Here is a 22,375-nt window from a genome sequence, read left to right as displayed (position 1 = left end):
CGTCATCCTCGGGCTTGTCCCGAGGATCTGCTGCCGCCAACCGGGAATTCGACGGGAGTGGATTTGTCCATGACCGTTGCGACAATTGGAGACGTGGTTAGATCCTCGGGACAAGCCCGAGGATGACGACCGTAAGAGTTGGTGCAGGGAGACGATGGTTGGCGTTGGGCGTGTTGCTTTTCTCCAACGTCGTTCCCGGTGTGAAGGCGAACTTGCCTCACACTCGGCGTCATCCTCGGGCTTGTCCCGAGGATCTGCTGCCGCCAACCGGGAATTCGACGGTAGTGGATTTGTCCACGACCGTTGCGGAAAATGGAGACGTGCTTAAATCCCCGGGACATGCCCTGGGATGACGACGAAAAGGAACGAGATCGGCCGTAAGGGGCGTAAGGATGAGTGGCTTTGTCTACATGATGTCCGATAAGCCGCGCGGGGTGATCTACACGGGTGTCACCAGTGATCTGCATGATCGCAGCTGGGAGCACCGCAACGAAGTGCATGAAGGGTTTACGCGGAAGTATCGAGCAAGGAACCTCGTCTGGTTTGAGCGCCATCCAAACATCGTGTTGGCGATACAGCGGGAGAAGTCCTTGAAACGCTACATGCGTGAATGGAAAATCAAGCTGGTAGAGAGCTTGAACCCGACCTGGGCCGACCTCTACGAGCGGATCGATGACATCGAGAATGCCTATCGGCCTCATCCGCAAACGGAACAGTGGTCGGATTACAATTGAGTGCCCGGCGGTCCTTGAAACCGCTGCATGAACAGGAAGAACACAATGCTTGAAATCAAGAACCTGCACGCCCGCATCGCCGAAGACGGCACCGAGATCATCAAGGGGCTGAACCTCACCGTGAAGGCCGGCGAAGTGGCTGCCATCATGGGCCCGAACGGCTCCGGCAAGTCGACGCTGTCCTACATCCTGTCCGGACGCGACGATTACGAAGTCACCGAGGGCGAGATTCTCTACAACGGCGAGAGCATTCTCGAACTCGATCCGGCCGAGCGCGCCTCCAAGGGCATCTTCCTGGCCTTCCAGTATCCGGTCGAAATCCCCGGCGTCGCCACCATGCAGTTCCTGAAGGTCGCGATGAACGAGCAGCGCAAGGCGCGTGGCGAGGAAGAGCTGAAGACGCCTGATTTCATGCGCCTCGTCAAGGATGCGGCCGCCAAGCTGCAGATCAATACCGAGATGCTGAAGCGTCCTCTCAACGTCGGCTTCTCCGGCGGTGAGAAAAAGCGCGCCGAAATCCTGCAGATGGCGCTCTTGGAGCCGCAGCTTTGCATCCTCGACGAAACCGATAGCGGCCTCGACATTGACGCGCTGAAGATCGTGGCCGACGGCGTCAACGCGCTGCGCTCGCCCGATCGCGCCACCATCGTCATCACCCACTACCAGCGCCTGCTCGACTACATCGTGCCGGATACCGTTCACGTTCTCTACAAGGGCCAGATCATCAAGAGCGGCGACAAGACGCTGGCACACGATCTGGAAGCCAATGGTTATGCCGACATCATCGGAGCGGCGGCCTGATCTAGGCGGAAAGGAACTGGTCGCATGAACATGCAGACGACGACCCGCCTGACCGCCGCGGAAGCGGCGCTGATCGAGGCGTTCAACAACCAGATCGGCGAACTGCCGGGCGACGGCGCCGTGATCGCCATTCGCGACCGGCTGCTCGACGACCTGAAGACATCGGGCCTGCCGACGCGCCGCGTCGAGGCCTGGCACTACACGGACCTGAAGACGCTGCTGCGCGCAGTGCCTGCTCAGGCAGGCGATGCCGGCTCCGACGCCCGCGATGCGCTGGTCGAGGGTTCGGCGGTGCTCTCCGTCATCCAGGGACGCCCTGATCACAAGGCGCGCGCCGGCGATCTCGTGCTCTCGAGCTATGCCGAGCAGCTGTCGAGCGGTTCTGCCGCCAATGGCCTTGGTGCGCTCGACAAGGATGACGCGGTCGGCCGGATCAACGGCAGCTTCGTGCGCGACGGCTATGTGATCGACGTGCCGGCTGAAACCGTGCTGGAAGAGCCGCTGGAAATCCAGTTCGTGCATGCCGGCGGCCAGACGCATACGCGCCTCCCTGTCAGCATCGGTTCCGCCGTCAAGGCGACCGTGATCGAACGTCACCTGTCGGTGGCATCGGATGCGGCGCTGGTCTCGCACGTCAGTGACGTCACGGTCGGCGAAGGCAGCGAGCTGACCTGGATCATCGTGCAGCAGCAGGGTGCCGACGACACGCATCTCGGCCAGATCCGCATCGATCTCGGTGCAGATGCCAAGCTCAAGCTGTTCGTCATCAATGAGGGCGGCCAGCTGGTGCGCCAGGAGCTGCACATCAAGGTGACGGGCGAGGGGGCCGATCTGACGCTGCGCGGGATCAACCTGCTTGGTGCCGAGACGCATACCGACGTGACCATGGTGCTCGGCCACAATGTGCCGCATACCGGTTCCACCGAGATCATCCGCAACGTCGTCTTCGACCGCGCCAAGGGCGTGTTCCAGGGCATGATCCGGGTGGCACCGGACGCGCAGAAGACCGACGCGAAGATGGCGTGCAACACGCTGCTGATGTCCGACGATGCCGAATTCTCGGTGAAGCCGGAGCTGGAAATCTTCGCCGACGACGTGCAGTGCGGCCATGGCGCCACCGTTGCCGATATCGACCACAACCATCTCTATTATCTGATGGCGCGTGGCATCCCGGAGAGCAAGGCGCGCGCCATGCTGGTCAACGCCTTCGTTGCCGAGATCGTCGAGGAACTGGAAGATGAAGCCCTGGTCGAGGCGCTGGAAGGCGTGATCTCGGCATGGCTCGAAAAGCACGCGTAACGGCAATTTTCGCCGTGACCTTCGGGTTTGTCCTGGGGATGACGGCGGTGAGGGTTGGTGACGGGAGACGATGGCTGGCGATGGTGAATGTGGCCTTGCCATGATGTCGTCTCCAGTCTGACGGTTTGTGTGACGGCGGGTTCGCCCCACACGCGACGTCATCCTCGGGCTTGACCCGAGGATCTGCTGCCGCCAGCCGGGAATTCGACGGAGGTGGATTTGTCCACAACCGTTGCGACGAGCGGAGACGTGCTTAGATCCTCGGGACAAGCCCGAGGATCTGCTGCCGCCAGCCGGGAGTTCGACGGTCGTGGATTTGTCCACAACTGTTGCGACGAGTGGAAACGTGATTGGATCCTCGGGACAAGCGCGAGGATGACGGCGCGGAAGCGCGATATGAAAGGGCCTGACATGGATCAGACTGCACCGGCCGCCTATGACATCGAAGCCATTCGCAAGGATTTTCCGATCCTTGCGAAGGAAGTGTACGGCAAGCCGCTGGTCTATCTCGACAACGGCGCCTCGGCCCAGAAGCCGCAGGTGGTGATCGACGCGATCAGCCATGCCTATTCCAGCGAATACGCCAATGTGCATCGCGGCCTGCACTTCCTGTCCAACGCCGCCACCGAAGCCTATGAAGCCGCGCGCGAAAAGGTGCGCCGCTTCCTGAACGCGCCTTCGGTGGACGACATCGTCTTCACCAAGTCCTCGACTGAGGCGATCAACACGGTCGCCTACGGCTGGGGCATGCCTAATATCGGCGAGGGCGACGAGATCGTCATCTCGATCATGGAGCACCACTCCAACATCGTGCCCTGGCACTTCATCCGCGAGCGGCAGGGCGCCAAGCTGGTCTGGGTCCCCGTCGACGACGAGGGCGCCTTCCATATCGAGGATTTCGAAAAGAGCCTCACCGAGCGCACCAAGCTCGTCGCCATCACCCATATGTCGAATGCGCTGGGTACCGTCGTTCCGGTCAAGGAGATCTGCCGGATCGCGCATGAGCGCGGCATTCCCGTGCTCGTCGATGGTTCGCAGGGCGCTGTCCATATGCCTGTCGACGTGCAGGATATCGACTGCGACTGGTACGTGATGACCGGCCACAAGCTCTACGGTCCCTCGGGGATTGGGGTGCTCTACGGCAAGAAGGACCGTTTGAAGGCGATGCGTCCGTTCCAGGGCGGCGGCGAGATGATCTTCGAGGTCACCGAGGATGCGGTCACCTACAACGACCCGCCGCACCGCTTTGAGGCCGGCACGCCGCCGATCGTGCAGGCGATCGGGCTCGGCTATGCGCTCGACTACATGGACAAGATCGGACGCGAGGCGATCGCAAGGCACGAGGCGGATCTGGCGGCCTACGCCACTGAACGGCTTCGCGACATCAATTCGCTGCGCGTCATCGGCAATGCGCCGGGCAAGGGCGGGATCTTCTCCTTCGAGATCGAGGGGTTGCATGCCCATGACGTCTCGACCGTAATCGACCGGCGCGGCGTTGCCGTTCGGGCGGGCACGCATTGCGCCATGCCGCTCTTGAAACGCTTCGGCGTCACCTCCACATGCCGTGCATCCTTCGGCATGTACAATACCCGCGCCGAGGTGGATGCCTTGGCCGACGCGCTGGAATATGCGCGCAAGTTCTTTGGCTAGAGCTGTTCCATCTTTCTTCGGATGGAAGAACAGCTCTGCTTTGTTTTGTTTTGTATACGCAATTCCGGACGGAAAACCGCTTCGCACTTTTCCTGGAATTGCTTTAAGGAGTGGGCCACATGAGCCTCGACGACAGCGAACAGAAGATCGACGTGCGCGAAGGCATCGTGCATTCCAGCATTCCCGCAGATGAACTGGCGCGCCTCAGCGACGACGTCATCATGGCGCTGAAGACGGTCTACGACCCGGAAATTCCAGCCGACATCTTCGAACTCGGGTTGATCTACAAGATCGACATCGAGGACGACCGCATGGTCAAGATCATGATGACGCTGACGGCCCCCGGCTGCCCCGTCGCCGGCGAGATGCCCGGCTGGGTCGAAAACGCCGTCGGCTCCGTCGAGGGCGTCTCGGGCGTCGAAGTGGCGATGACCTTCGATCCGCCATGGACGCCGGACCGGATGTCGGAAGAGGCGCAGGTGGCCGTCGGCTGGTATTGATCGGCCGTTTCGACTAGCATGGTGCTTCCTGGCAATGAGGTGCACGCGATGGGTCGCCTGGAGACAATCAGCATTGAGTTGACGCCGGAGATGGCGGATGCCGTTGATGCGGCTGTGCGCTCCGGGCGGTTCGGTTCGACAGCTGATGTCGTGCTGACCGCGCTCGATCAGTGGCACTCCGACCGGCTGGTTCATGGTTACACGCCCGAGGAACTTGAGCGGCTGATCGAAGAGGGCGAAGCCAGCGGCGAGCCGATCGATGGACCCGAGGCGATGCGTGAGATACGCGCGAAATTCGAGCGAGAATTCGGGCTCAAGGACTGATGAGCTATCGCCTTCGGCCCAAAGCGAGAGCCGACATTCGCGGGATCATCTCCTTTATCGGACAACACAATCCTCACGCCGCGCTGGCGTGGCAGGACAGCATGACGGAACTGTTCGAACTGCTGGCAACTCATCCGCATTCGGGTGCTCCATATGCGACGGACAAGTATAGCGTCCGCATCGTGCCACGTGGAAATTACGTGGTGGTCTATAGATTGCGGGATAGCGATGTGGTGATACTTCGCGTCATCCATGCCGCCCGCGATTGGCCGAAGCAGATGCGGTGAGATCGCTCGGTATTGAAGCTCAGGCCGCTGATCTGCCGTCGGGCATGACGGGCGCAAGGCCGATGCCGAGCGCCTTCATCACCTTCATGATGGTGGCGAATTCGGGATTGCCCTGGCCACTCAGCGCCTTGTAGAGCGCCGCACGGCTCATGCCGATCTCTCGCGCTAGTTCGCTCATGCTGCGGGCCCGGGCCACGACGCCGAGGCTTCTGGCGATGAATGCCGGGTCCTGGGTTTCGAAGGCGGCGACTATGAATTCCTCGATCGCTTCGTCGCTGTCTAAAAATTCCGCCGCATCGAAGGGCAGGATTTCGGTGGTCATCATCAGTCCTTCAATTCGCTTGCGAGGCGTTTCGCCTCGATGATATCGCGGGCTTGCGTCGACTTGTCGCCGCCGCAGAGGAGTACGATCATCGTCGAGCCATCCCTCATGATGTAGATCCGATAGCCTGGACCGTAGTCGACGCGCAATTCGCTGACGCCGTCACCGATCGCCTTGATGTCGCCGAGGTGCCCGGTTTCGACACGCAGCAGCCGGGAAGCAATCCGCGCGACGGCGCGGCGATCTTTCAGCCGTGACAGCCATTTGGCGAAAGTCGCCGTTCGCAACACTGTTAGCATGAAAAATGTATCCTGTAGAGTACACCTGTCAATGAAAAAGCATTTGAAGGCAATGATCTCGGCATTCGATATTGAAGCATTGATCATCGCCGCTTAAATTGGTGAGCACAAGCACCGGACCTTGACCCCGGTTGCGGAAGGAGAATGGGCCTATGGGCTTTGCAGTCATGAGCATGACCGACACCGCCGCGGCGCGGGTGAAGGCGATCGTTGAGAATTCGGGACCGGAGGCGAAGGGGATTCGCGTCGGGATCAAGAAGGGCGGTTGTGCAGGGATGGAGTATACCATCGACCTCGTCACAGAACCCAACGCCAAGGACGACCTGATCGAGCGCGATGGCGCCAAGGTCTGGATCGAACCCTCGGCGGTTCTTTATCTGCTTGGCACCGAGATGGGCTTCGAGCAGACGACGCTGCGCTCCGGCTTCACCTTCACCAATCCGAACCAGACGTCGGCTTGCGGCTGTGGCGAATCGGTCGAGTTGAAGCCTGCGGACCTGGCTGCTCTCGCCGCGCGCGGCGATGCCGTGGTGCCGGCGCGGTAAGCAGGGCGAAGGCGGTCGCTCATTGCCGCCATTCAATCTCTGCCGGTAGTTTATATCGGCTTTGGCTCACGGGCATCTTGTCTTGAGCATTTCGTCACAGGCCGCCGGTTTCGGCGGCTTTTTTCGTTGCGGTGCGCGCCAGAGCGTTTAAGACCGCCATATGCTTCTGCTGTTTCTCAAGGGCGCCGTGCTGGGTGTCATCATCACCGCGCCGCTTGGACCGATCGGCATGCTGTGCATCAACCGCACGCTGGAGCGCGGCTTCCTCGCCGGCTTTTCCTGTGGCTTCGGCACGGCGATTGGGGACGCCAGCTATGCGCTGGTGGCAGTGACGGGGATTGCCGTGTTCGCCGAGACCATGTCGATGGCGACCTTGCCTTTGGCGATCGGCGGCGGATTGCTGTTGCTGTTTCTCGGTTGGCGCGGGCTGACGCACGATCCGGTCGAGGCGGCCGAGATCCGGGCAGGTGGGCTCGTCGCCACCACGGTCGCGACGTTTCTGCTTACCATTTCGAATCCGGCTACTATCCTTTCCTTCGGAACGCTGTTTGCCGGCTTCGGCCTGCTGGACGAGACGAGGCGCTTCAGCTCGGTTGCGATCGTTGGTGGCGTGTTTGCGGGGTCGCTCGCCTGGTGGTTTTGCTTAAGCGGCGCCGTCAGCCTGGCGCGCGATCGGTTGTCGGAGGATTTTACGTCCAAGGTGATGCGGGCAACGAGCTGGCTGCTGATTGTGTTCGGTATCGTGGCGCTTGGTTCGGCGGCATATACGTTGCTTGGGTGAGGGGTTTGTGGGTTAGAGGTGGCTGGCGTTGTGCCGGTGGCCCCCTCATCAGTCCTTCGGGCACCTTCTTCCCGTTGGGGAGAAGGGAGGTCGGCGCGAGCGGCTTGCCACGAGTCTCTTCTCCCCCTCGGGGAGAAGGTGGCGGCAGCCGGATGAGGGGGCCGCTGGCGCTGACGTTAGCCACTTTCAAAACTCCCACCCATAAAAGACATGCCTCTACCCCGGCAGGCTCTGTCCCCCGGTTGATACGGCATCTGATCGGACGGGGCGCCAAAAGCTGCCTCGTAAATAGTTTAGTTTTATTGACACCTTCCGGCGCCCCGTTCGGCGGTCTGCTATCGTGTCCTGGTTCCTTTACCGGGTGGTCGGCATCTTTTCAGAGATATGCTCGCGGGATTGTTCTTGTTCTTGATGCTTTCGCTCCCCGGGCATCCCGAAGGGCCGTCTTGATCGACGCCGGGAGGGCCTCCGCGAACCTGTCGCCCGCGGCACCCCGGCGCCGTTCCGCAACAACCCTTTCGGGCTCCACGGTCGGCCAGTCGCCGTCCCTTATGTGCATAGGCGCGTGGTATCGGCGAACCGACCTATGCACCCGCACACCAGCTCTTCACTGGCGGGACCATTCCGCGACGCCCCTCGTTTCACCCTGCGTCAGGGGCTTCCCGAAAGCGCCGGCCCCGCCTCGCCGGTAACGCAACCGGTGTATCCGAAGACGGGACGGGGGTGAGTGTGGCGCAGGCGGAAAGCGCGGGGATGAAAAGACGGTTAGGTCACTGATTTTATTAGGGGCATGCCGATTTTCATCATCATCATGCCCGTTCTTGCAGCGCTGGTGGGCCGGCTATACCGATCCAGGGTAATGGTGCACGCGATGCGGGAGATATTCCATTCGTTCCCGATAATATTGAAATATATTGTCATACTAATCGCATCGAAATACAGATGGAGATGAGCAGTATTGCTTGTTTTCCTCCCTGTTCAGCTTCGTTGCAGAGAGCTTTTCTGTGGTTTCTTGCAGGTGAATCCGGTTATTAGAAATTAGTTCAATGTTAACTGCGCAAAACGGATATCCGTGATCGATATTTCGCTCATTGGAGGCCGAATTGTTTTCGATCCGTAATGTTTTGATTGCCGTCGTTCTTGTGATTTCAGCCGGGCTGACCGCTCTGGTGACCAGCAAGCTTCTTTCTTCGCACGCCACATATTCGAATAACGGGCAGGTTGCTGCCAATGCGCAGCTTGACAAGGCGTTGTTCCAGGCGCTGCTGGCATTTCGCAGCGAGCGCGGCGACAGCGCGACCGCGCTTACGCTTTCGGCCGCAGACGCTGCAGGCAGCATGGAGAGCGTGCGCAAGCAGCGGGCGATCGTCGATGCGGCGCTTAGCGAGGTCAAGGAAATCTCTTCCGGCCTCAGCACAGACACATTGAAGACAGTGCTCTCCGATCTCGATGCCGGTTATGCATCGCTGGTGTCGCTACGCTCGTCGATCGACGCCGAACTGGCAAAGCCGGTCGACCAGCGCGACGCGGCACTTGCGCCACGCGTTCTTTCGTTCGGCAGCGAATTCCTTGCCAAGCTCGAGACGACGTCGGCTGCCACGGAGGCCGAAATTCGCACGCTCGACAATTCGCTGATGGATCTGGTGCAGCTGCGCTACTTCGCGTGGTCGGCGCGCGCAGCCGGCGGTTCGGCAACGGTCGCCATCAATGGCGCGATATCAGGCAACCGGGCGCTGACGCCCAAGGAAGCCTCCGAGCTTGTCGCCGGAGACGTGCGCATCGCTTTCGCCTGGGCATCCACCAAGATCCTGGCCGATCACCCCTCCGTTCCCGAGGCGATCAAGAGCGCCGTCGCGACCGCTGACTCCAGCTATTTCTCCGGCTCGTTTTCTGAAAAGCGCGCCGGCATCGTCGCCGACCTGACCAACGGCCGTCCGTCGACGATGGGCATCGACCAGTGGCGCACGGAAGCGACGACGGCACTCGGCACGATCGGCAATGTCGCTTCGCTGGCGATGGATGCGCTTGCCGCCAAGGCGGAAACGACGCGCCAGGCAGCTCTTGCGACCCTCATCTTCTACAGCCTGATGCTGGTTGCCACGGTCGCCGTGACTGTTGCCGCCTTCGTGATCGTCGTCTTCCGCGTCGTTCGTCCGATCGGACGCCTGACGACGGCGATGAGCGTTCTCTCCGACGGCCACACCAACATCCTGGTGCCCTACGCCGAGCGTGGCGACGAGATCGGCAACATGGCCCGCTCGGTCGAAGTGTTCCGTCTGGCCGCCATCCGCAACAAGGAGCTGGAAGCCGAGGCGGAGGTCAACCGCCAGCAGTCGGAGCGCGAGCGCATCGAAGTGCAGCGTCGCGCCGAGGAAGAGGCCGAAATCCGCCTCAACCAGGCAACCGGCGCGCTTGCTTCCGGCCTCAAGCTGCTGGCCGCGGGCGACATGACCTGCGAGCTCAACACGGCGTTCGCGCCGCAGTTCGAAGCGCTCCGCCACGACTTCAATACCTCGGTGATCCAGCTTCGCCAGGCGCTTGTCGGCGTCGGAAGCGCGGTCGACATGGTTCGCAACGGCAGCAGTGAGATCTCCGGCGCGTCCGACGATCTCGCCAAGCGCACCGAACAGCAGGCGGCCTCGCTGGAGGAAACAGCGGCTGCGCTCGAAGAAATCACCTCGAACGTCGTCGCCACCTCCAAGCGGACCGGCGAGGCGCGCGACGCGGTGCGCGAGACCCGCAGCCGCGCCGAGCACTCCGGCTCGGTCGTGCGCAATGCCGTGGAGGCCATGCGCCGGATCGAGGATTCCTCGCAGCAGATCAGCAAGATCATCGGCGTGATCGACGAGATCGCCTTCCAGACCAATCTGCTCGCGCTGAACGCCGGCGTCGAGGCGGCACGCGCCGGTGAAGCCGGCAAGGGCTTTGCGGTGGTTGCCCAGGAAGTGCGCGAGCTGGCGCAGCGCTCAGCGAACGCCGCCAAGGAGATCAAGGGCCTGATCGGCAACTCCGCCGTCGCCGTCTCCGAGGGCGTGCGGCTGGTCAACGAAACGGGCGAGGGGCTGACGGCGATCGAGCAGCTGGTGCAGCACGTCAACGCGCATAAGGATGCGATCGCGACGGCCGCGCAGGAGCAGTCCGTCGGTCTCGGCGAGGTCAACACCGCCGTCAACCACATGGACCAGGCAACGCAGAAGAACGCCGCGATGGTCGAGGAGATGAATGCGGCGGGCGCTGGCCTGGCGCAGGAGAGCACCAACCTCAGCACGCTGATCGGCGCCTTCCAGCTCGGCGGCCGCACCGCGCAGCTGCGCGACGTCGCGCGCCGGATGCAGGAACCGGCCGCCCCGGCACGCGCAGCTTCGCCAGCAGCTGCACCGACGCGGGCGCCGCGCGCGGCTGCACCTGTCTATGCCAGCCACGGCAACGCGGCAGTTGCCAACAAGGATTGGGAAGAGTTCTGAGGACGGCTTCGCAGGCTGAATGAGCGGGCGCCCGGACCTTTGGTTCGGGCGTTTTGCGTTTTGTGCGGGAGAGACGCGACGGGCAGCCGAAGCGGCGAGCGTTGTGGGGGGCGGTGGGGCCTGGATTTTCTAACGTGTGGTTTTTGAGGCGTAATCCCCATTCGCGACGTCATCCTCGGGCTCGTCCCGAGGATCTGCCGAGGGTTGGTCTGGACTGTACGTTCATGGATTTTGGCTCGGATGGGTGATCCATGACCGTTGCATTCCTGGAGACGTGCTTAGATCCTCGGCACAAAGGCCGAGGATGACGTCGAGAAAAGGGGGAAAGCTCAGTCACGTCAACGGGTTACGAGCGCCGTGTCCATTCGAGACGTCATCCTCGGGCTCGTCCCGAGGATCTGCCGAGGGTTGGCCTGGGCTGTACGTGCATGGATTTTGACTCGGATGGATGATCCATGACCGTTGCATTCCAGGCCACATGCTTAGATCCTCGGCACAAAGGCCGAGGATGACGCCGAGCAAGGGGAAAGCTTGGCCACTTCAATAGGTTACGAGCGCCGTTCCCACTCTCGACGTCTTCCTCGGGCTCGTTCCTTGATCCCACTCAATGAAGAGATCGCCCATTTCGACCATAGTGCGCCGTCGCATCCCGGCACGGCGACGGGTGGAGGTTGCCGGTTGGAACGATGCCGTGGCGCTGAAGACGATCTCATCCATCTTCGACGATCTCGATCCCGGCGACGCACTCGCCGAGGTGCTCTTCGGGCTGATCATGGCGCTGACCTGGACGGTCGGGTCGCGGCTGGTGATGCAGGAGGAGGGGCTTGATGTTCGCGGGCTGGTCATCTCCACGCTCGGATGCAATGTCGCATGGGGCATTATCGACGCGGTGTTGCGCATATTGGGGACGACGTTTTTCAGGAGCAGGCGGTTGCATCTGTTCCAGCAGATCAGGAGCGCGCGCGATGAGAAAACGGCACTCACTGTCATCCGCAACGAGTTTCCGACCGAGGGGACGACGCTTGCCGTCGATGATGCCGATGCGGAGGCGCTCTACCGGTCACTGCTGGCGCTTGCTGTCCGTTCCGAACCATCGAGGGTTTCGTTGACGCGAAGCGATCTGCGTGCGGCGGTGGCGGTTTTCTTTCTGGTCGCGGCCACGGCTGTTCCCGCGGTCATCCCCTTCTTTTTGATCGACAGTGCCGAGCGCGCGTTGCGGGTGAGCAATCTGTTGCTGATCGGGCTCCTGTTTTTCACCGGCTATGCCTGGGCGCGCTTTTCCGGCGGGCGGCCGCTTTATGCGGGTGTGACGATGACGTGTCTCGGGTTGGTCATGGTCGGCATTGCCGTGGCGTTGGGTGGCTGACAGTGGGAGAAAGTATTGTGGCACCGAATATCGAGATAAGCGAGCTTTTCGGGGTCGAGGAGGTCGTGGCGATCTATCCCTTGTTTCGGCAGGTCAACACTCTCGACGAGGCGTCGTTTCGGGTGCGGCTTTCGGCCATGTGCGCGCAGGGCAACTATCGCTGCATCGCCGCCTATTTGGATGGCCGGATGGTCGGTGTGGCCGGCTTCTGGATCGGCACGCAGCTATGGTGCGGCAAATACGTCGAGGCCGACCATGTCGTGGTCGATGTGGCTGCTCGCGGCATGGGGATTGGCGCGGGGCTGATGGCGTGGATCGAGGCGGAGGGCGAGCGTGAGGCGTGTGCGCTGTTTCGGATCGCGGCGGTTATTTCCAACCTGGATGCAAGACGTTTCTATGCGCGCAACGGCTTTTTCGACGACGGGATCCTGATGGCGAAGGCGCTGAGCCGAGGCGCCGCCGCCTTTCCTGAGTACGTCGCCCGGCGCGACAGCGATTGATGTTTGCTGCGTGATCGGGGGAGCGATCTAGCCGATCTCCTCGGGGATGAAGCCACCGGTCTGGCGTTTCCAGAGGCGCGCGAAGAGGCCGTCGCCTTCGGCGAGTTCCGCCGGGCTGCCTTGCTCGACGATACGGCCCTGATCGAGCACGACGATGCGGTCCATCATGGCGATGGTGGAGAGGCGGTGGGCGATGGCGATGACGGTCTTGCCGCGCATCACCAGATCGAGCTTCTCCTGAATGGCGGCTTCGGATTCGCTGTCGAGCGCCGAGGTCGCTTCGTCGAGAACGAGGATTGGCGCGTCCTTCAAGAGAACGCGGGCGATCGCCACGCGCTGGCGCTGGCCGCCGGAGAGCTTGATGCCGCGGTCGCCGACATAGGCGTCGTAGCCCTTGCGGCCGTCGGCGTCGCGGAGTTCCGCAATGAAGGCGTCGGCGCTCGCCGTCTCTGCCGCCTCTTCGATCTCGGCGCGCGCTGCCTCCGGCCGACCGTAGCGGATGTTGTCGCCGACCGAGCGGTGCAACATCGCCACGTCCTGCGCGATGACGCCGATGTTGCGGCGCAGGCTTGCCTGGGTGATGTCGCGGATGTCCTGGCCGTCGATGCGGATGGCGCCCGAGCCGATGTCGTAGAAGCGCAGAAGGAGGCTGACCAGCGTCGTCTTGCCGGCACCGGAGAGGCCGACGAGGCCGACTTTTTCGCCGGGATGGACGGTGAGTGCGAGGTTTTCGATGACCGGTTTGCCGGTCTTGTAGGCGAAACTCACGTCGTCGAAGCGGATTTCGCCTCGGGTGATGTCAAGATCGACGGCACCTTCACGGTCGGTGATGGTGGGTGGCGTCGTCATGACGGGCATGGCGTCCTTGATTGTGCCGATCGCCTGGAAGATCTGCTGGCCCATCTGCAGGAAGGTGAAGGTGTGGCCGGAGAGGCGGTGTAGCACATAGATGGCGCCGACGAACTCGCCGATGGTCAGGAACTGATGCACGAGACCGGTGAAGCCGATCGAGACCATCGCCAGCCAGAGCAGCATGTTCAGCGCCACGACGATGAGCTCGGAGGTGCGATAAATCCGCTGCTCGCTGTGCTGGGTGCTGACCGACTTGCCGATGACGCGGCGTATGGCGCCGGCCTCGCTGTCTTCGGCGGCGAACTGCTTGATCATCTGCATGTTGGTGTAGAGATCGGTGATGGCGCCGGCGACGAGACTGCGCTGCTTGGCGGTGCTACGCGAGCGTTCGGTGAAGACGGGCGCCATCTTGACCGCGAGCGCGACGTTGAGCGCCATCCAGATGGCGGCGGGCAGTGCGAGTTGCCAGGAGAGCGCGCTGAGCAACACCACCGAGCCGACCATCTGAAGCAGGAAACGCGGGATCGACTGGAAGGCGGCGATGATCTGCTGCTGCACGGCCGACGACACCTGCTGCAGCCGCGAGGCGACCTGGCCGGCATAGAGATCGTGGAAGAAGGCGAGATCCTGCCGCTCCACCGCCTTGTGCCCCTGCCACTGGATGGCGGCGGGCATGCCGACGCCAAGCGTGTGCGAGGTCAGCGTGTTGACGAGAAAGGAGGCGATCGGCATGGCCGGGAAGATCAGCAGGCCGAGGAAAGTCAGGAACGGCCATTCGTCGCGGAGGAAGGGCGCCGCGCCCTTTTGCGTGACGCCGTCGACGATGACGGAGAGGCCCCAGACCATGGTCAGGTTCATCGCCTCGATGGCCATGGACGAGAGCGCGAGCGCGATCAGCACGCCCCGGAACATCGAAATGAAGTGCAGGAGGACGGCGACCGGTCCCTTGGACGGCAGCGGCCGGTAGGGGATGTCGAGCGGCTGGATCAGGCGCTCGAAGGGGCGGTAGATCGCATCTGAAATCGACATCGGCTCTCGGGTCTGTTGGGGGATGACGGGCGCATGCAGACAGTCCCGGCGGGCATCATGTCTTCAGGTGGTGACTAGCGGCGACGCACGAGAAGTTCGTAGGCGGCGAAGGCGAGCGACATCAGCGCGAAGACGCCGATTGCCATAGGGTAGTTGGCGGGTGCGGCGGGATCGAAGAGCTTCGGCACGCCGATGACGGCAACGGCGGATATCAGGGCGGAAAGCGCTGTTTCCTGGGCGATCATTCTGATGACAGGCGACATGCAGTGCTCCCTCGGCTGTATGAAAAGCGGCGTGAACATGCGGACTAGGGAAGATTAGAGCAATCTCAGAGGGTATCAAGCGTTTGCGACGTGGCGCTTGACGCGTGGTGCGTGCATGTTTTTGCTGTGGAGGCTGGCAGCGCGGGCGGCAGCTTGGTAGGGCTTTTGCCTGCAATCTGTTGCGCCGCATGTCTCAATCCGCCCGAGGACAATCTGCCATGGCCATCCAGACGTCTCATTCCAAATCGACCGAGGAGGTCATCAAGATACCGGCGATCGGGCTGGAGCTCGGCGTGCGGGTCGATCCGTCCACGACGGATGGAGAGTTCTGTTTCATCGACACGGTCAACGCCCCGGGCTTCGGCCCGCCGCGCCATCGGCACAAGGAGACCGAGGTTTTCCGCGTCATGGAGGGGCGGTATTTGTTCGAGGTCGATGGCGTGCAGTTTTATGCCGAAGAGGGCGATGTCGTGACCGTGCCTGGTGGAGCGGCGCATGCCTTCGTCAATGTCACCGACCGGCCGGCGCGGCAGTATATCCTGATCGCGCCCGGGCTCGATGCGCGGGCCTTCTTCCTCGGGCTTGCCGATGTCATGCGCGATGGGCGGCCGGATACGGCAGCGCTCAACGTTTTCGCCAAGACGTGGGACGTGGAATTTCTGGGGCCGCCGCTGACGGTGCCGACTGAGTAACAGCCTAGCTGCTCAGTCCTTCTTGATATCGATGCCAGCCTCGATGGCGGCTGCGATGAAGGCCTTGCGGGCGTCCTCGTTACTGCGCTTGCCCTTGATGACGTCGGCGCAGACGAGAAGCGCCTTGTCGAGCGCGGGGCCGTCTTCCGTCGGCCAGTCCTCGATCATCGCCCAGGAGGCGGCCTGGGTCGTGTCGATCGTCACATACTGGCCGGGTTCTTCGAGCGCCAGCATGACGGGCTTCGGCCAAGGCTGCTGGGTGAGATCGCCGTCGGATTTTGCCATTGACTGGTCGCCTGTTGTCTGTTGTCGCGTGGCGGCCTGCTTAAAGCGGCGGGCGGGTGTGGGCAAGCGGAAAGACGCGGGATGTCAGCCATTGGCCGATGATGGCGGGTTCGTCGGGGTGGAGATTGTGGTCGGTCGGGGACGAATGGCTGGTGACGTCGGCGCCGGCCGCCTGGAATTGCCTGGTGATTGTGACGGCGTCCTCGGGGGAGCGGCGGTCGTCGCGGTCGCCGGAGAGGATGAGGACGGGCTTGGCCGATATCTGCGGGACGATCGCGTCGGGATCTGGCGAGAGCGGGCGGATGAGGATGGCGCCGGCTGCGATTTCTGGGTCGCGGATCAGGAGGGCGGCGGCGATGATGGCGCCGTTGGAGAAGCCGAGGAGGATCGGCGGACGGGTGAGCAGGCCGGTCTCGAGGGCTGCGTGGATGAAGGTGTGCAGGCGCTCGGTCTGGAGCGCGAGGTCGTTTTGGTCGAGGGTGCGGTCGGGGTTGCGGCGGAAGAAGGCGTAGCCGCTCTCCCAGGGGAATGGCCAGCCGGGAGCGGCGGTTTCCGCCAGCGGCGGGAGTTCGGTCTCGTCGCGGCTGCTGCCGTGGAGGAGGAGGAACAGCGGGCGGGTGTCGGTGGATGAGGTCGCGCGGTAGTGGAAGCCTTCGAGGTCGGGCATTGGGGTGTTGGCTTCCTGTTTTCGGTTGGCGTTTTGGTCCATGACCTTGCGGGCGTGGTTGGCCCTTTGTCCGGCGTTTTCTCGGCGTTCCCATCCCCACGGCGTCATCCTCGGCCTTGTGCCGAGGATCTAAGCACGTTGCCCGGAATGCAACGGTGCGGATGAATTGGCGTGGGTGCCAGCGGTGGCTTTGTCCACTGCCGTAGCGGCTTTGTTGGGCGTGATTAGATCCTCGGGACAAGCCCGAGGATGACGAGGGAGAGGGGATTGGCGCTCGAAATCAACAGGTTATCTCTGCGCCGTTTGCACCACACCCCAAAACACCAAAACGCCCGGACAAAGCCGGGCGTTTCGATCTCGTATCCTTACTCGGCCGCTTCGGCGTAGGCTTCCAGCGGTGGGCAGGTGCAGATCAAGTTGCGGTCGCCGAAGACGTTGTCGACGCGGTTGACCGGGGACCAGTATTTGTCCACGCGGAAGGCGCCGGGGGGGAAGCAGGCCTGTTCGCGCGAATAGGGGCGATCCCATTCGCCGACGAGGTCTTCGACCGTGTGCGGGGCGTTCTTCAGCGGGTTGTTGGCCTTGTCGGAGCGGCCTTCCTCGATGTCGCGGGCTTCCTGGCGGATCGCCAGCATGGCCTCGCAGAAACGGTCGAGTTCGGCCTTGGTTTCCGATTCCGTCGGCTCGATCATCAGCGTGCCGGCAACCGGCCAGCTCATGGTCGGGGCGTGGAAGCCGCAGTCGATCAGTCGCTTGGCGACGTCGTCGACGGTCACGCCTGAACTGTCGACCAGCGGACGGGTGTCGATGATGCACTCGTGCGCCACGCGGCCGGCCTCGGACTTGTAGAGCACGTCATAGGCGCCCTTCAGCCGTGCGGCGATGTAGTTGGCGTTGAGGATCGCCACCTTGGTCGCCTGCGTCAGGCCTTCGCCGCCCATCATCAGGCAGTAGCTCCAGGAGATCGGCAGGATGGAGGCCGAGCCGAAGGCTGCTGCCGATACCGCGCCCGAACGGCCGTCGGTTTCCGGGTGGCCGGGCAGATGCGGCGCCAGGTGCGACTTGACGCCGATCGGACCCATGCCGGGACCACCGCCGCCATGCGGGATGCAGAAGGTCTTGTGCAGGTTTAGGTGGCTGACGTCGGAGCCGATGTCACCAGGGCGGGACAGGCCGACCATGGCGTTCATGTTGGCGCCGTCGAGATAGACCTGGCCGCCGTGCTTGTGCACGAGATCGCAGATCTCCTTCACCGTTTCCTCGAACACGCCATGCGTCGAGGGGTAGGTGATCATGCAGCAGGAGAGGTTTTCCGAATACTGCTCGGCCTTGGCACGGAAGTCGTCGAGGTCGATGTCGCCGTTTTCGCGAACCTTGACGACCACGACCTTCATGCCGACCATCTGGGCGGATGCCGGGTTGGTGCCGTGCGCCGACGTCGGGATCAGGCAGACGTCGCGATGGCCGTTGCCGTTGGCGATGTGGTAGTTGCGGATCGTGAGCAGGCCCGCATATTCGCCCTGCGCGCCGGAGTTCGGCTGCATGGAAAAGGCGTCATAACCGGTGACGGCGCAGAGCTTTTCAGTCAGGTCGTCGATCATCTCGCGATAGCCGAGCGCCTGGTCAGCCGGCACGAAGGGATGGATATCCGAAAACTCGGGCCAGGTGATCGGCAGCATTTCCGCCGTGGCGTTGAGTTTCATCGTGCAGGAACCGAGCGGGATCATCGAGCGGTCGAGCGCAAGGTCGCGGTCCGACAGACGACGGATGTAGCGCGTCATCTCGCTTTCGGCGCGGTTCATGTGGAAGATCGGGTGCGTCAGGTAATCGCTGGTACGCGCGAGGCCCTTCGGCAGGCGATAGCTCGGCTCGAAATCGGCGACGGCGAAGTTGCCACCGAAGGCGCGCCAGACGGCTTCCAGCGTCGCCGGGCGGGTGCGCTCGTCGAGGCTCATGCCGATCTTGGTGGCACCGACCTTGCGCAGGTTGACACCTTCTGCGACCGCCGCGCGCAGGATGACGCCCTGCATGTGGCCGACATCGACGGTGATGGTGTCGAAGAAGGTCTCGGGCTCGATAGTGTAGCCGAGCTTCTCCAGGCCCTTGGCCATCAGCACGGCCTTCTGGTGGACCTGCTGGGCGATCGCCTTGATGCCCTTGGGACCGTGGAAGACGGCGTACATCGAGGCCATGACGGCGAGCAGAACCTGCGCGGTGCAGATGTTCGACGTCGCCTTTTCGCGGCGGATGTGCTGTTCGCGGGTCTGCAGCGACAGGCGGTAGGCGCGGTTGCCGCGGGCGTCGACCGAAACGCCGACGAGGCGGCCGGGCATGGAGCGCTTGTGGGCGTCCTTGACCGACATGTAGGCCGCGTGCGGGCCGCCGTAGCCGACGGGAACGCCGAAGCGCTGCGACGAGCCGATGGCGATGTCGGCGCCCATTTCGCCCGGTGACTTCAGAAGCGTCAGCGCCAGGATGTCGGCGGCGACGATGGCGATTGCGCCGGTCTGGTGCAGGCGCGAGATCAGGCCGGTGAAATCATGCACATGGCCGTGCGTGCCCGGATACTGGAAGATGGCGCCGAAAACGTCGACCGGGTCGAGATCGGTAAAGGGGTTGCCGATGACGACGCTCCAGCCGAGCGGCTCGGCGCGGGTCTTGATCAGCTCGATGGTCTGCGGATGGCAGGCGGCGTCGACGAAGAAGGCCTTGGCCTTCGACTTGGAGACGCGCTCGGCCATGGCCATGCCTTCGGCGGCGGCGGTCGCTTCATCAAGCAGCGAGGCGTTGGCGACGTCGAGGCCGGTGAGGTCGCAGATCATCGTCTGGTAGTTTAGGAGCGCCTCGAGACGCCCTTGCGAGATTTCCGGCTGGTAGGGCGTGTAGGCCGTGTACCAGGCCGGGTTTTCCAGGATGTTGCGCTGGATGACCGGCGGCGTGATCGTGCCGTAATAGCCCTGGCCGATCAGCGAGGTCAGGACCTTGTTCTTGTTGGCGGTCTCGCGCAGCTTGTCGAGCGCCTCGCGCTCCGTCATCGGCGCGCCCCAGAGGAGCGGCGCCTTCTGGCGGATGGAGGGCGGGACGGTCGCATCGATCAGCCCGTCGAGGCTGTTATAGCCGATGACCTTGAGCATATCGGTCATTTCAGCCGGGGACGGGCCGATATGACGACGATTGGCGAAGTCGTAGGGCTGGTAGTCGGTAAACTGGAATTCCGTCGGCGTCGTCATTACGCAGTGAGCTCCTTGTAGGCCGCTTCGTCGAGCAGGCCGTCGGCATCGGCGGCATTGGCGAGCTTCAGCTTGAAGAACCAGCCGGCGCCCTGCGGGTCGGAATTGACGAGAGACGGATCGGCGACGATGGCGGGGTTCACTTCGGTGATCTCGCCTTCGAGCGGGCAGTAGACATCCGATGCGGCCTTGACGGATTCGACGGTGGCCGCGTTGTCGTTCTTGCCGAAGGTGGCGCCGACTTCAGGCAGTTCCACAAACACCAGATCGCCGAGCTGCTCGACGGCATAGGTGGTGATGCCGACGGTAGCGACACCGGCTTCGATCTGCAGCCATTCGTGTTCTTCGGTGAATTTCAGCATGGGATGGTCCTCTCTGGGGAATGGGGTGTTTGGGTGGTGTAGGTACTGAAGGCTGTGCCTGGCGATACCCCCCTCTGTCCTGCCGGACATCTCCCCCACAAGGGGGGAGATCGGCGAGTGGGGAGGCCTACGCCAAACAATGAAGGTCGAGCGAGCGGGTGCGCCCAGCCAATCTCCCCCCTTGTGGGGGAGATGCCCGGCAGGGCAGAGGGGGGTAATCCTCGCGCAACGCTCACGACGGCGGCCTGCGAACAGTGCGCCTGAACAGGCAGTGCAACGATATGGATCGCCGCCGCGCTCATAGTCTTATCGCTTGTAGGTCGGCGTGACGAAGGGAAGTGCGGCGACCGTGACCGGCAGGTACTTGCCGCGGACCTCGGCGTAGACGACCGTTCCGACGTCACTAGAGGCCACCGGCACGTAGCCCATCGCAACCGGGCCTTCGACGCTCGGGCCGAAGCCGCCTGACGTGACTTCGCCGATCTCGGTCTTGCCTTCCTGGTCGGCGTAGAGCTTGGCGTGGCCGCGCACCGGGGCCTTGCCGTCGGGCTTCAGGCCGACGCGGCGGCGGGTGGCGCCGTTGTCGAGCTCGGAGAGGATGCGCGTCGAGCCCGGGAAGCCGCCGGCGCGGGCGCCGCCCGATTTGCGGGCCTTCTGGATGGCCCAGACGAGCGCTGCCTCGACGGGGGTCGTGGTGGTGTCGATGTCGTTGCCGTAGAGGCAAAGGCCGGCTTCGAGGCGCAGGCTGTCGCGGGCGCCGAGGCCGATCGGCTCGACGTCGGGATGCTCGAGCAACCGTTTGGTGACGTCGACGGCCATGTCCGAGGGGATCGAAATCTCGTAGCCATCCTCGCCGCTGTAGCCGGAGCGCGAGACGAGACAGGAGACGTCGTGCAGACGGCAGTGGCGCACGTCCATGAACTTCATGGCGGCGACGTCGGCCCAGAGTTCGGCCAGAGCCTCGACGGCGCGCGGACCCTGCAGCGCGATCAGCGCGCGGTCGAGCACCGTGATGTCGCAGGTGTCGGAGAGGTGCTTCCTGAGATGCGCGACGTCGGCATCCTTGCAGGCGGCGTTGACGACGACGAAGAGGTGGTCGTCGAGATGGGTGATCATCAGGTCGTCGAGAATGCCGCCGTTTTCATCGGTGAAGAAACCGTAGCGCTGGCGTCCTTCGGCCAGCCCAAGGATATCGACGGGAACGAGGCTTTCGAGCGCAAGCGCTGCGTCCTCATACTTGCCCGACTTCGCCTTGATGACGACCTGACCCATGTGGGACACATCGAAGAGGCCGGCGGCTGCGCGGGTCTGCAGATGTTCCTTCATGACGCCGGCCGGATATTGCACCGGCATGTCATAGCCCGCGAAGGGCACCATGCGGGCGCCGAGCGACAGATGCAGGTCATGCAGCGGGGTTTTCTTCAGGGCAGCAGTATCGTCCAAGGACGCCTCCGGTGTTTGCGCGTGGGTTCCATGCGCGGGCTCAATATTCGGGCGCGGTTGCGCCTTGTTTCGAGCCCCCTCTGTCTGTTTGCCTGAGATTGTTATCCCTTCGGCGCGCGTTTCAAGAACGCGTCTCTCCAGAGTTCCGTCTGCCCCTTGCTGGTCCTTTTGCCTGAGAGTTTCCGGGGCGGTTGCTCCTTCGGCACCGGCTGCGACGAGCCAGCTTCTCCCAACAAGGTTGAGCGCAATTATCTGGCGATGACGGTGCTTGGCAAGGGGGAATGTCGCCAGCGAGCAATTTTTTGTCGCGGGCTTCTTCGCCGGTCGAATTGCAGATCGATCGGAACGAGTGGTCTCAGTCTTCTTCGTAAAGCTTGAGAGCCTGCTGCAGTGCGGCCTGCGGCTGGCGCTGGCCCATGGTCATCAGGTCGAGCGCGACTTCGGTGGAGTTGATGACGGCGGCCGATTCATCGGTATCCTGGCCGGCATCGGTCCGGCGCTTGATGTCGGCGACCTTGCGGGCATCCTTGGCGGCGGTGCTGGCGGAGACGCGCGGGGGGATGCGCAGCGCTTCAAACGCCGCGGCCGCCGTACTTGCCGAAATGGAACCAACCAGAACTGTCATGTGACAGATTTAGGACGGCGGACCTTCCTGTCCTGATAAGAATATCGCTAAAATA

General features: G+C 62.9%; 23 protein-coding genes and 1 riboswitch. Of the genes, 13 read left to right on the top strand and 10 right to left on the bottom strand.

What is annotated here, in order from left to right:
- Positions 1–392: 392 nt before the first annotated feature.
- From ACODTZ_RS12940 to ACODTZ_RS12910, 7 genes are all read left to right on the top strand, one after another.
- A complete protein-coding gene (locus ACODTZ_RS12940; protein WP_489026201.1) occupies positions 393–734 on the top strand; it encodes a GIY-YIG nuclease family protein in 342 nt (113 codons plus the stop codon).
- Positions 735–779: 45 nt separating this feature from the next.
- Positions 780–1,535 (top strand): Fe-S cluster assembly ATPase SufC, encoded by a 756-nt coding sequence (sufC, locus tag ACODTZ_RS12935; RefSeq protein WP_018902233.1) that lies wholly within the window; start codon positions 780–782, stop codon positions 1,533–1,535.
- Positions 1,536–1,559: 24 nt separating this feature from the next.
- Positions 1,560–2,834, top strand: a complete 1,275-nt coding sequence (gene sufD, locus ACODTZ_RS12930; RefSeq protein WP_489026199.1) for a Fe-S cluster assembly protein SufD — start codon at positions 1,560–1,562, stop codon at positions 2,832–2,834.
- Between the two features lie 411 nt (positions 2,835–3,245).
- A complete protein-coding gene (locus tag ACODTZ_RS12925; RefSeq protein WP_489026198.1) occupies positions 3,246–4,484 on the top strand; it encodes a cysteine desulfurase in 1,239 nt (412 codons plus the stop codon).
- A gap of 119 nt (positions 4,485–4,603) precedes the next feature.
- A complete protein-coding gene (locus ACODTZ_RS12920; RefSeq protein ID WP_047512131.1) occupies positions 4,604–4,984 on the top strand; it encodes an SUF system Fe-S cluster assembly protein in 381 nt (126 codons plus the stop codon).
- Positions 4,985–5,032: 48 nt separating this feature from the next.
- Positions 5,033–5,308, top strand: coding sequence for a ribbon-helix-helix domain-containing protein (locus ACODTZ_RS12915; RefSeq protein WP_112982456.1), 276 nt, complete (start codon positions 5,033–5,035; stop codon positions 5,306–5,308).
- Entirely contained in the window at positions 5,308–5,595 is a 288-nt protein-coding gene (locus ACODTZ_RS12910) for a type II toxin-antitoxin system RelE/ParE family toxin (RefSeq protein ID WP_489026195.1), read from the top strand. Before ACODTZ_RS12915 ends, ACODTZ_RS12910 begins: the two co-directional genes overlap by 1 nt.
- 19 nt (positions 5,596–5,614) lie before the next feature.
- On the opposite strand, the gene ACODTZ_RS12905 is transcribed toward ACODTZ_RS12910, so the two are convergent.
- Complete coding sequence (locus ACODTZ_RS12905; RefSeq protein ID WP_489026193.1) at positions 5,615–5,920, bottom strand: addiction module antidote protein; 306 nt, start codon at positions 5,918–5,920, stop codon at positions 5,615–5,617.
- Positions 5,920–6,216 (bottom strand): type II toxin-antitoxin system RelE/ParE family toxin, encoded by a 297-nt coding sequence (locus tag ACODTZ_RS12900; protein ID WP_489026191.1) that lies wholly within the window; start codon positions 6,214–6,216, stop codon positions 5,920–5,922. The genes ACODTZ_RS12905 and ACODTZ_RS12900 overlap by 1 nt, the downstream gene beginning before the upstream one ends.
- 152 nt (positions 6,217–6,368) lie before the next feature.
- Here ACODTZ_RS12900 and sufA point away from each other — a divergent pair, with 152 nt between their 5' ends.
- The 5 genes from sufA (at position 6,369) to ACODTZ_RS12875 (ending at position 12,872) form a co-directional block, all read left to right on the top strand.
- A complete protein-coding gene (sufA, locus tag ACODTZ_RS12895) occupies positions 6,369–6,761 on the top strand; it encodes a Fe-S cluster assembly scaffold SufA (RefSeq protein ID WP_489026190.1) in 393 nt (130 codons plus the stop codon).
- Positions 6,762–6,921: 160 nt separating this feature from the next.
- On the top strand, positions 6,922–7,542 hold the full coding sequence (locus tag ACODTZ_RS12890; RefSeq protein WP_489026188.1) for a LysE family translocator: 621 nt from the start codon (positions 6,922–6,924) through the stop codon (positions 7,540–7,542).
- Between the two features lie 1,103 nt (positions 7,543–8,645).
- On the top strand, positions 8,646–11,006 hold the full coding sequence (locus tag ACODTZ_RS12885; RefSeq protein ID WP_489026187.1) for a methyl-accepting chemotaxis protein: 2,361 nt from the start codon (positions 8,646–8,648) through the stop codon (positions 11,004–11,006).
- Positions 11,007–11,613: 607 nt separating this feature from the next.
- Positions 11,614–12,372: a VIT1/CCC1 transporter family protein gene (locus ACODTZ_RS12880; protein ID WP_489026185.1), complete on the top strand. Its 759-nt coding sequence runs from the start codon at positions 11,614–11,616 to the stop codon at positions 12,370–12,372.
- A 17-nt stretch (positions 12,373–12,389) separates the two neighbouring features.
- Entirely contained in the window at positions 12,390–12,872 is a 483-nt protein-coding gene (locus ACODTZ_RS12875) for a GNAT family N-acetyltransferase (protein WP_489026183.1), read from the top strand.
- A gap of 27 nt (positions 12,873–12,899) precedes the next feature.
- Here the strand turns inward: ACODTZ_RS12875 and ACODTZ_RS12870 are convergent, their stop codons facing one another.
- Positions 12,900–14,753: an ABC transporter ATP-binding protein gene (locus tag ACODTZ_RS12870; protein ID WP_489026181.1), complete on the bottom strand. Its 1,854-nt coding sequence runs from the start codon at positions 14,751–14,753 to the stop codon at positions 12,900–12,902.
- Between the two features lie 74 nt (positions 14,754–14,827).
- Positions 14,828–15,016 (bottom strand): hypothetical protein, encoded by a 189-nt coding sequence (locus ACODTZ_RS12865; protein WP_489026179.1) that lies wholly within the window; start codon positions 15,014–15,016, stop codon positions 14,828–14,830.
- 218 nt (positions 15,017–15,234) lie between these two features.
- On the opposite strand from ACODTZ_RS12865, the gene ACODTZ_RS12860 reads away from it, so the two are divergent.
- Positions 15,235–15,708, top strand: a complete 474-nt coding sequence (locus ACODTZ_RS12860; protein ID WP_489026177.1) for a cupin domain-containing protein — start codon at positions 15,235–15,237, stop codon at positions 15,706–15,708.
- A gap of 12 nt (positions 15,709–15,720) precedes the next feature.
- On the opposite strand, the gene ACODTZ_RS12855 is transcribed toward ACODTZ_RS12860, so the two are convergent.
- From ACODTZ_RS12855 to ACODTZ_RS12830, 6 genes are all read right to left on the bottom strand, one after another.
- On the bottom strand, positions 15,721–15,993 hold the full coding sequence (locus tag ACODTZ_RS12855; protein WP_037178474.1) for a DUF982 domain-containing protein: 273 nt from the start codon (positions 15,991–15,993) through the stop codon (positions 15,721–15,723).
- Between the two features lie 40 nt (positions 15,994–16,033).
- The gene (locus ACODTZ_RS12850) at positions 16,034–16,768 is read right to left on the bottom strand and encodes an alpha/beta hydrolase (RefSeq protein ID WP_489026174.1); all 735 of its coding nucleotides are present in this window, start codon (positions 16,766–16,768) and stop codon (positions 16,034–16,036) included.
- Between the two features lie 257 nt (positions 16,769–17,025).
- Positions 17,026–19,890, bottom strand: coding sequence for an aminomethyl-transferring glycine dehydrogenase (gene gcvP, locus ACODTZ_RS12845; protein WP_489026172.1), 2,865 nt, complete (start codon positions 19,888–19,890; stop codon positions 17,026–17,028).
- Positions 19,890–20,252: a glycine cleavage system protein GcvH gene (gene gcvH / locus ACODTZ_RS12840; RefSeq protein ID WP_209190563.1), complete on the bottom strand. Its 363-nt coding sequence runs from the start codon at positions 20,250–20,252 to the stop codon at positions 19,890–19,892. The genes gcvP and gcvH overlap by 1 nt, the downstream gene beginning before the upstream one ends.
- 306 nt (positions 20,253–20,558) lie before the next feature.
- On the bottom strand, positions 20,559–21,695 hold the full coding sequence (gene gcvT / locus ACODTZ_RS12835) for a glycine cleavage system aminomethyltransferase GcvT (protein ID WP_489026170.1): 1,137 nt from the start codon (positions 21,693–21,695) through the stop codon (positions 20,559–20,561).
- Positions 21,696–21,845: 150 nt separating this feature from the next.
- Positions 21,846–21,937: riboswitch (glycine riboswitch) on the bottom strand.
- 113 nt (positions 21,938–22,050) lie between these two features.
- A complete protein-coding gene (locus ACODTZ_RS12830) occupies positions 22,051–22,320 on the bottom strand; it encodes a hypothetical protein (protein ID WP_018902329.1) in 270 nt (89 codons plus the stop codon).
- Positions 22,321–22,375: the final 55 nt, after the last annotated feature.

This window comes from Rhizobium sp. FG113, assembly GCF_057809895.1.
This window is presented reverse-complemented; position numbering and strand designations above follow the sequence as displayed.

Coding starts and splice junctions, on each gene's coding strand:
- ACODTZ_RS12940 (WP_489026201.1), top strand. CDS start 393: ATGAGTGGCTTTGTCTACATGATGTCCGATAAGCCGCGCGGGGTGATC.
- sufC (WP_018902233.1), top strand. CDS start 780: ATGCTTGAAATCAAGAACCTGCACGCCCGCATCGCCGAAGACGGCACC.
- sufD (WP_489026199.1), top strand. CDS start 1,560: ATGAACATGCAGACGACGACCCGCCTGACCGCCGCGGAAGCGGCGCTG.
- ACODTZ_RS12925 (WP_489026198.1), top strand. CDS start 3,246: ATGGATCAGACTGCACCGGCCGCCTATGACATCGAAGCCATTCGCAAG.
- ACODTZ_RS12920 (WP_047512131.1), top strand. CDS start 4,604: ATGAGCCTCGACGACAGCGAACAGAAGATCGACGTGCGCGAAGGCATC.
- ACODTZ_RS12915 (WP_112982456.1), top strand. CDS start 5,033: ATGGGTCGCCTGGAGACAATCAGCATTGAGTTGACGCCGGAGATGGCG.
- ACODTZ_RS12910 (WP_489026195.1), top strand. CDS start 5,308: ATGAGCTATCGCCTTCGGCCCAAAGCGAGAGCCGACATTCGCGGGATC.
- ACODTZ_RS12905 (WP_489026193.1), bottom strand. CDS start 5,920: ATGATGACCACCGAAATCCTGCCCTTCGATGCGGCGGAATTTTTAGAC.
- ACODTZ_RS12900 (WP_489026191.1), bottom strand. CDS start 6,216: ATGCTAACAGTGTTGCGAACGGCGACTTTCGCCAAATGGCTGTCACGG.
- sufA (WP_489026190.1), top strand. CDS start 6,369: ATGGGCTTTGCAGTCATGAGCATGACCGACACCGCCGCGGCGCGGGTG.
- ACODTZ_RS12890 (WP_489026188.1), top strand. CDS start 6,922: ATGCTTCTGCTGTTTCTCAAGGGCGCCGTGCTGGGTGTCATCATCACC.
- ACODTZ_RS12880 (WP_489026185.1), top strand. CDS start 11,614: ATGAAGAGATCGCCCATTTCGACCATAGTGCGCCGTCGCATCCCGGCA.
- ACODTZ_RS12870 (WP_489026181.1), bottom strand. CDS start 14,753: ATGTCGATTTCAGATGCGATCTACCGCCCCTTCGAGCGCCTGATCCAG.
- ACODTZ_RS12865 (WP_489026179.1), bottom strand. CDS start 15,016: ATGTCGCCTGTCATCAGAATGATCGCCCAGGAAACAGCGCTTTCCGCC.
- ACODTZ_RS12860 (WP_489026177.1), top strand. CDS start 15,235: ATGGCCATCCAGACGTCTCATTCCAAATCGACCGAGGAGGTCATCAAG.
- ACODTZ_RS12855 (WP_037178474.1), bottom strand. CDS start 15,993: ATGGCAAAATCCGACGGCGATCTCACCCAGCAGCCTTGGCCGAAGCCC.
- ACODTZ_RS12850 (WP_489026174.1), bottom strand. CDS start 16,768: ATGACGCCGTGGGGATGGGAACGCCGAGAAAACGCCGGACAAAGGGCC.
- gcvP (WP_489026172.1), bottom strand. CDS start 19,890: ATGACGACGCCGACGGAATTCCAGTTTACCGACTACCAGCCCTACGAC.
- gcvH (WP_209190563.1), bottom strand. CDS start 20,252: ATGCTGAAATTCACCGAAGAACACGAATGGCTGCAGATCGAAGCCGGT.
- ACODTZ_RS12830 (WP_018902329.1), bottom strand. CDS start 22,320: ATGACAGTTCTGGTTGGTTCCATTTCGGCAAGTACGGCGGCCGCGGCG.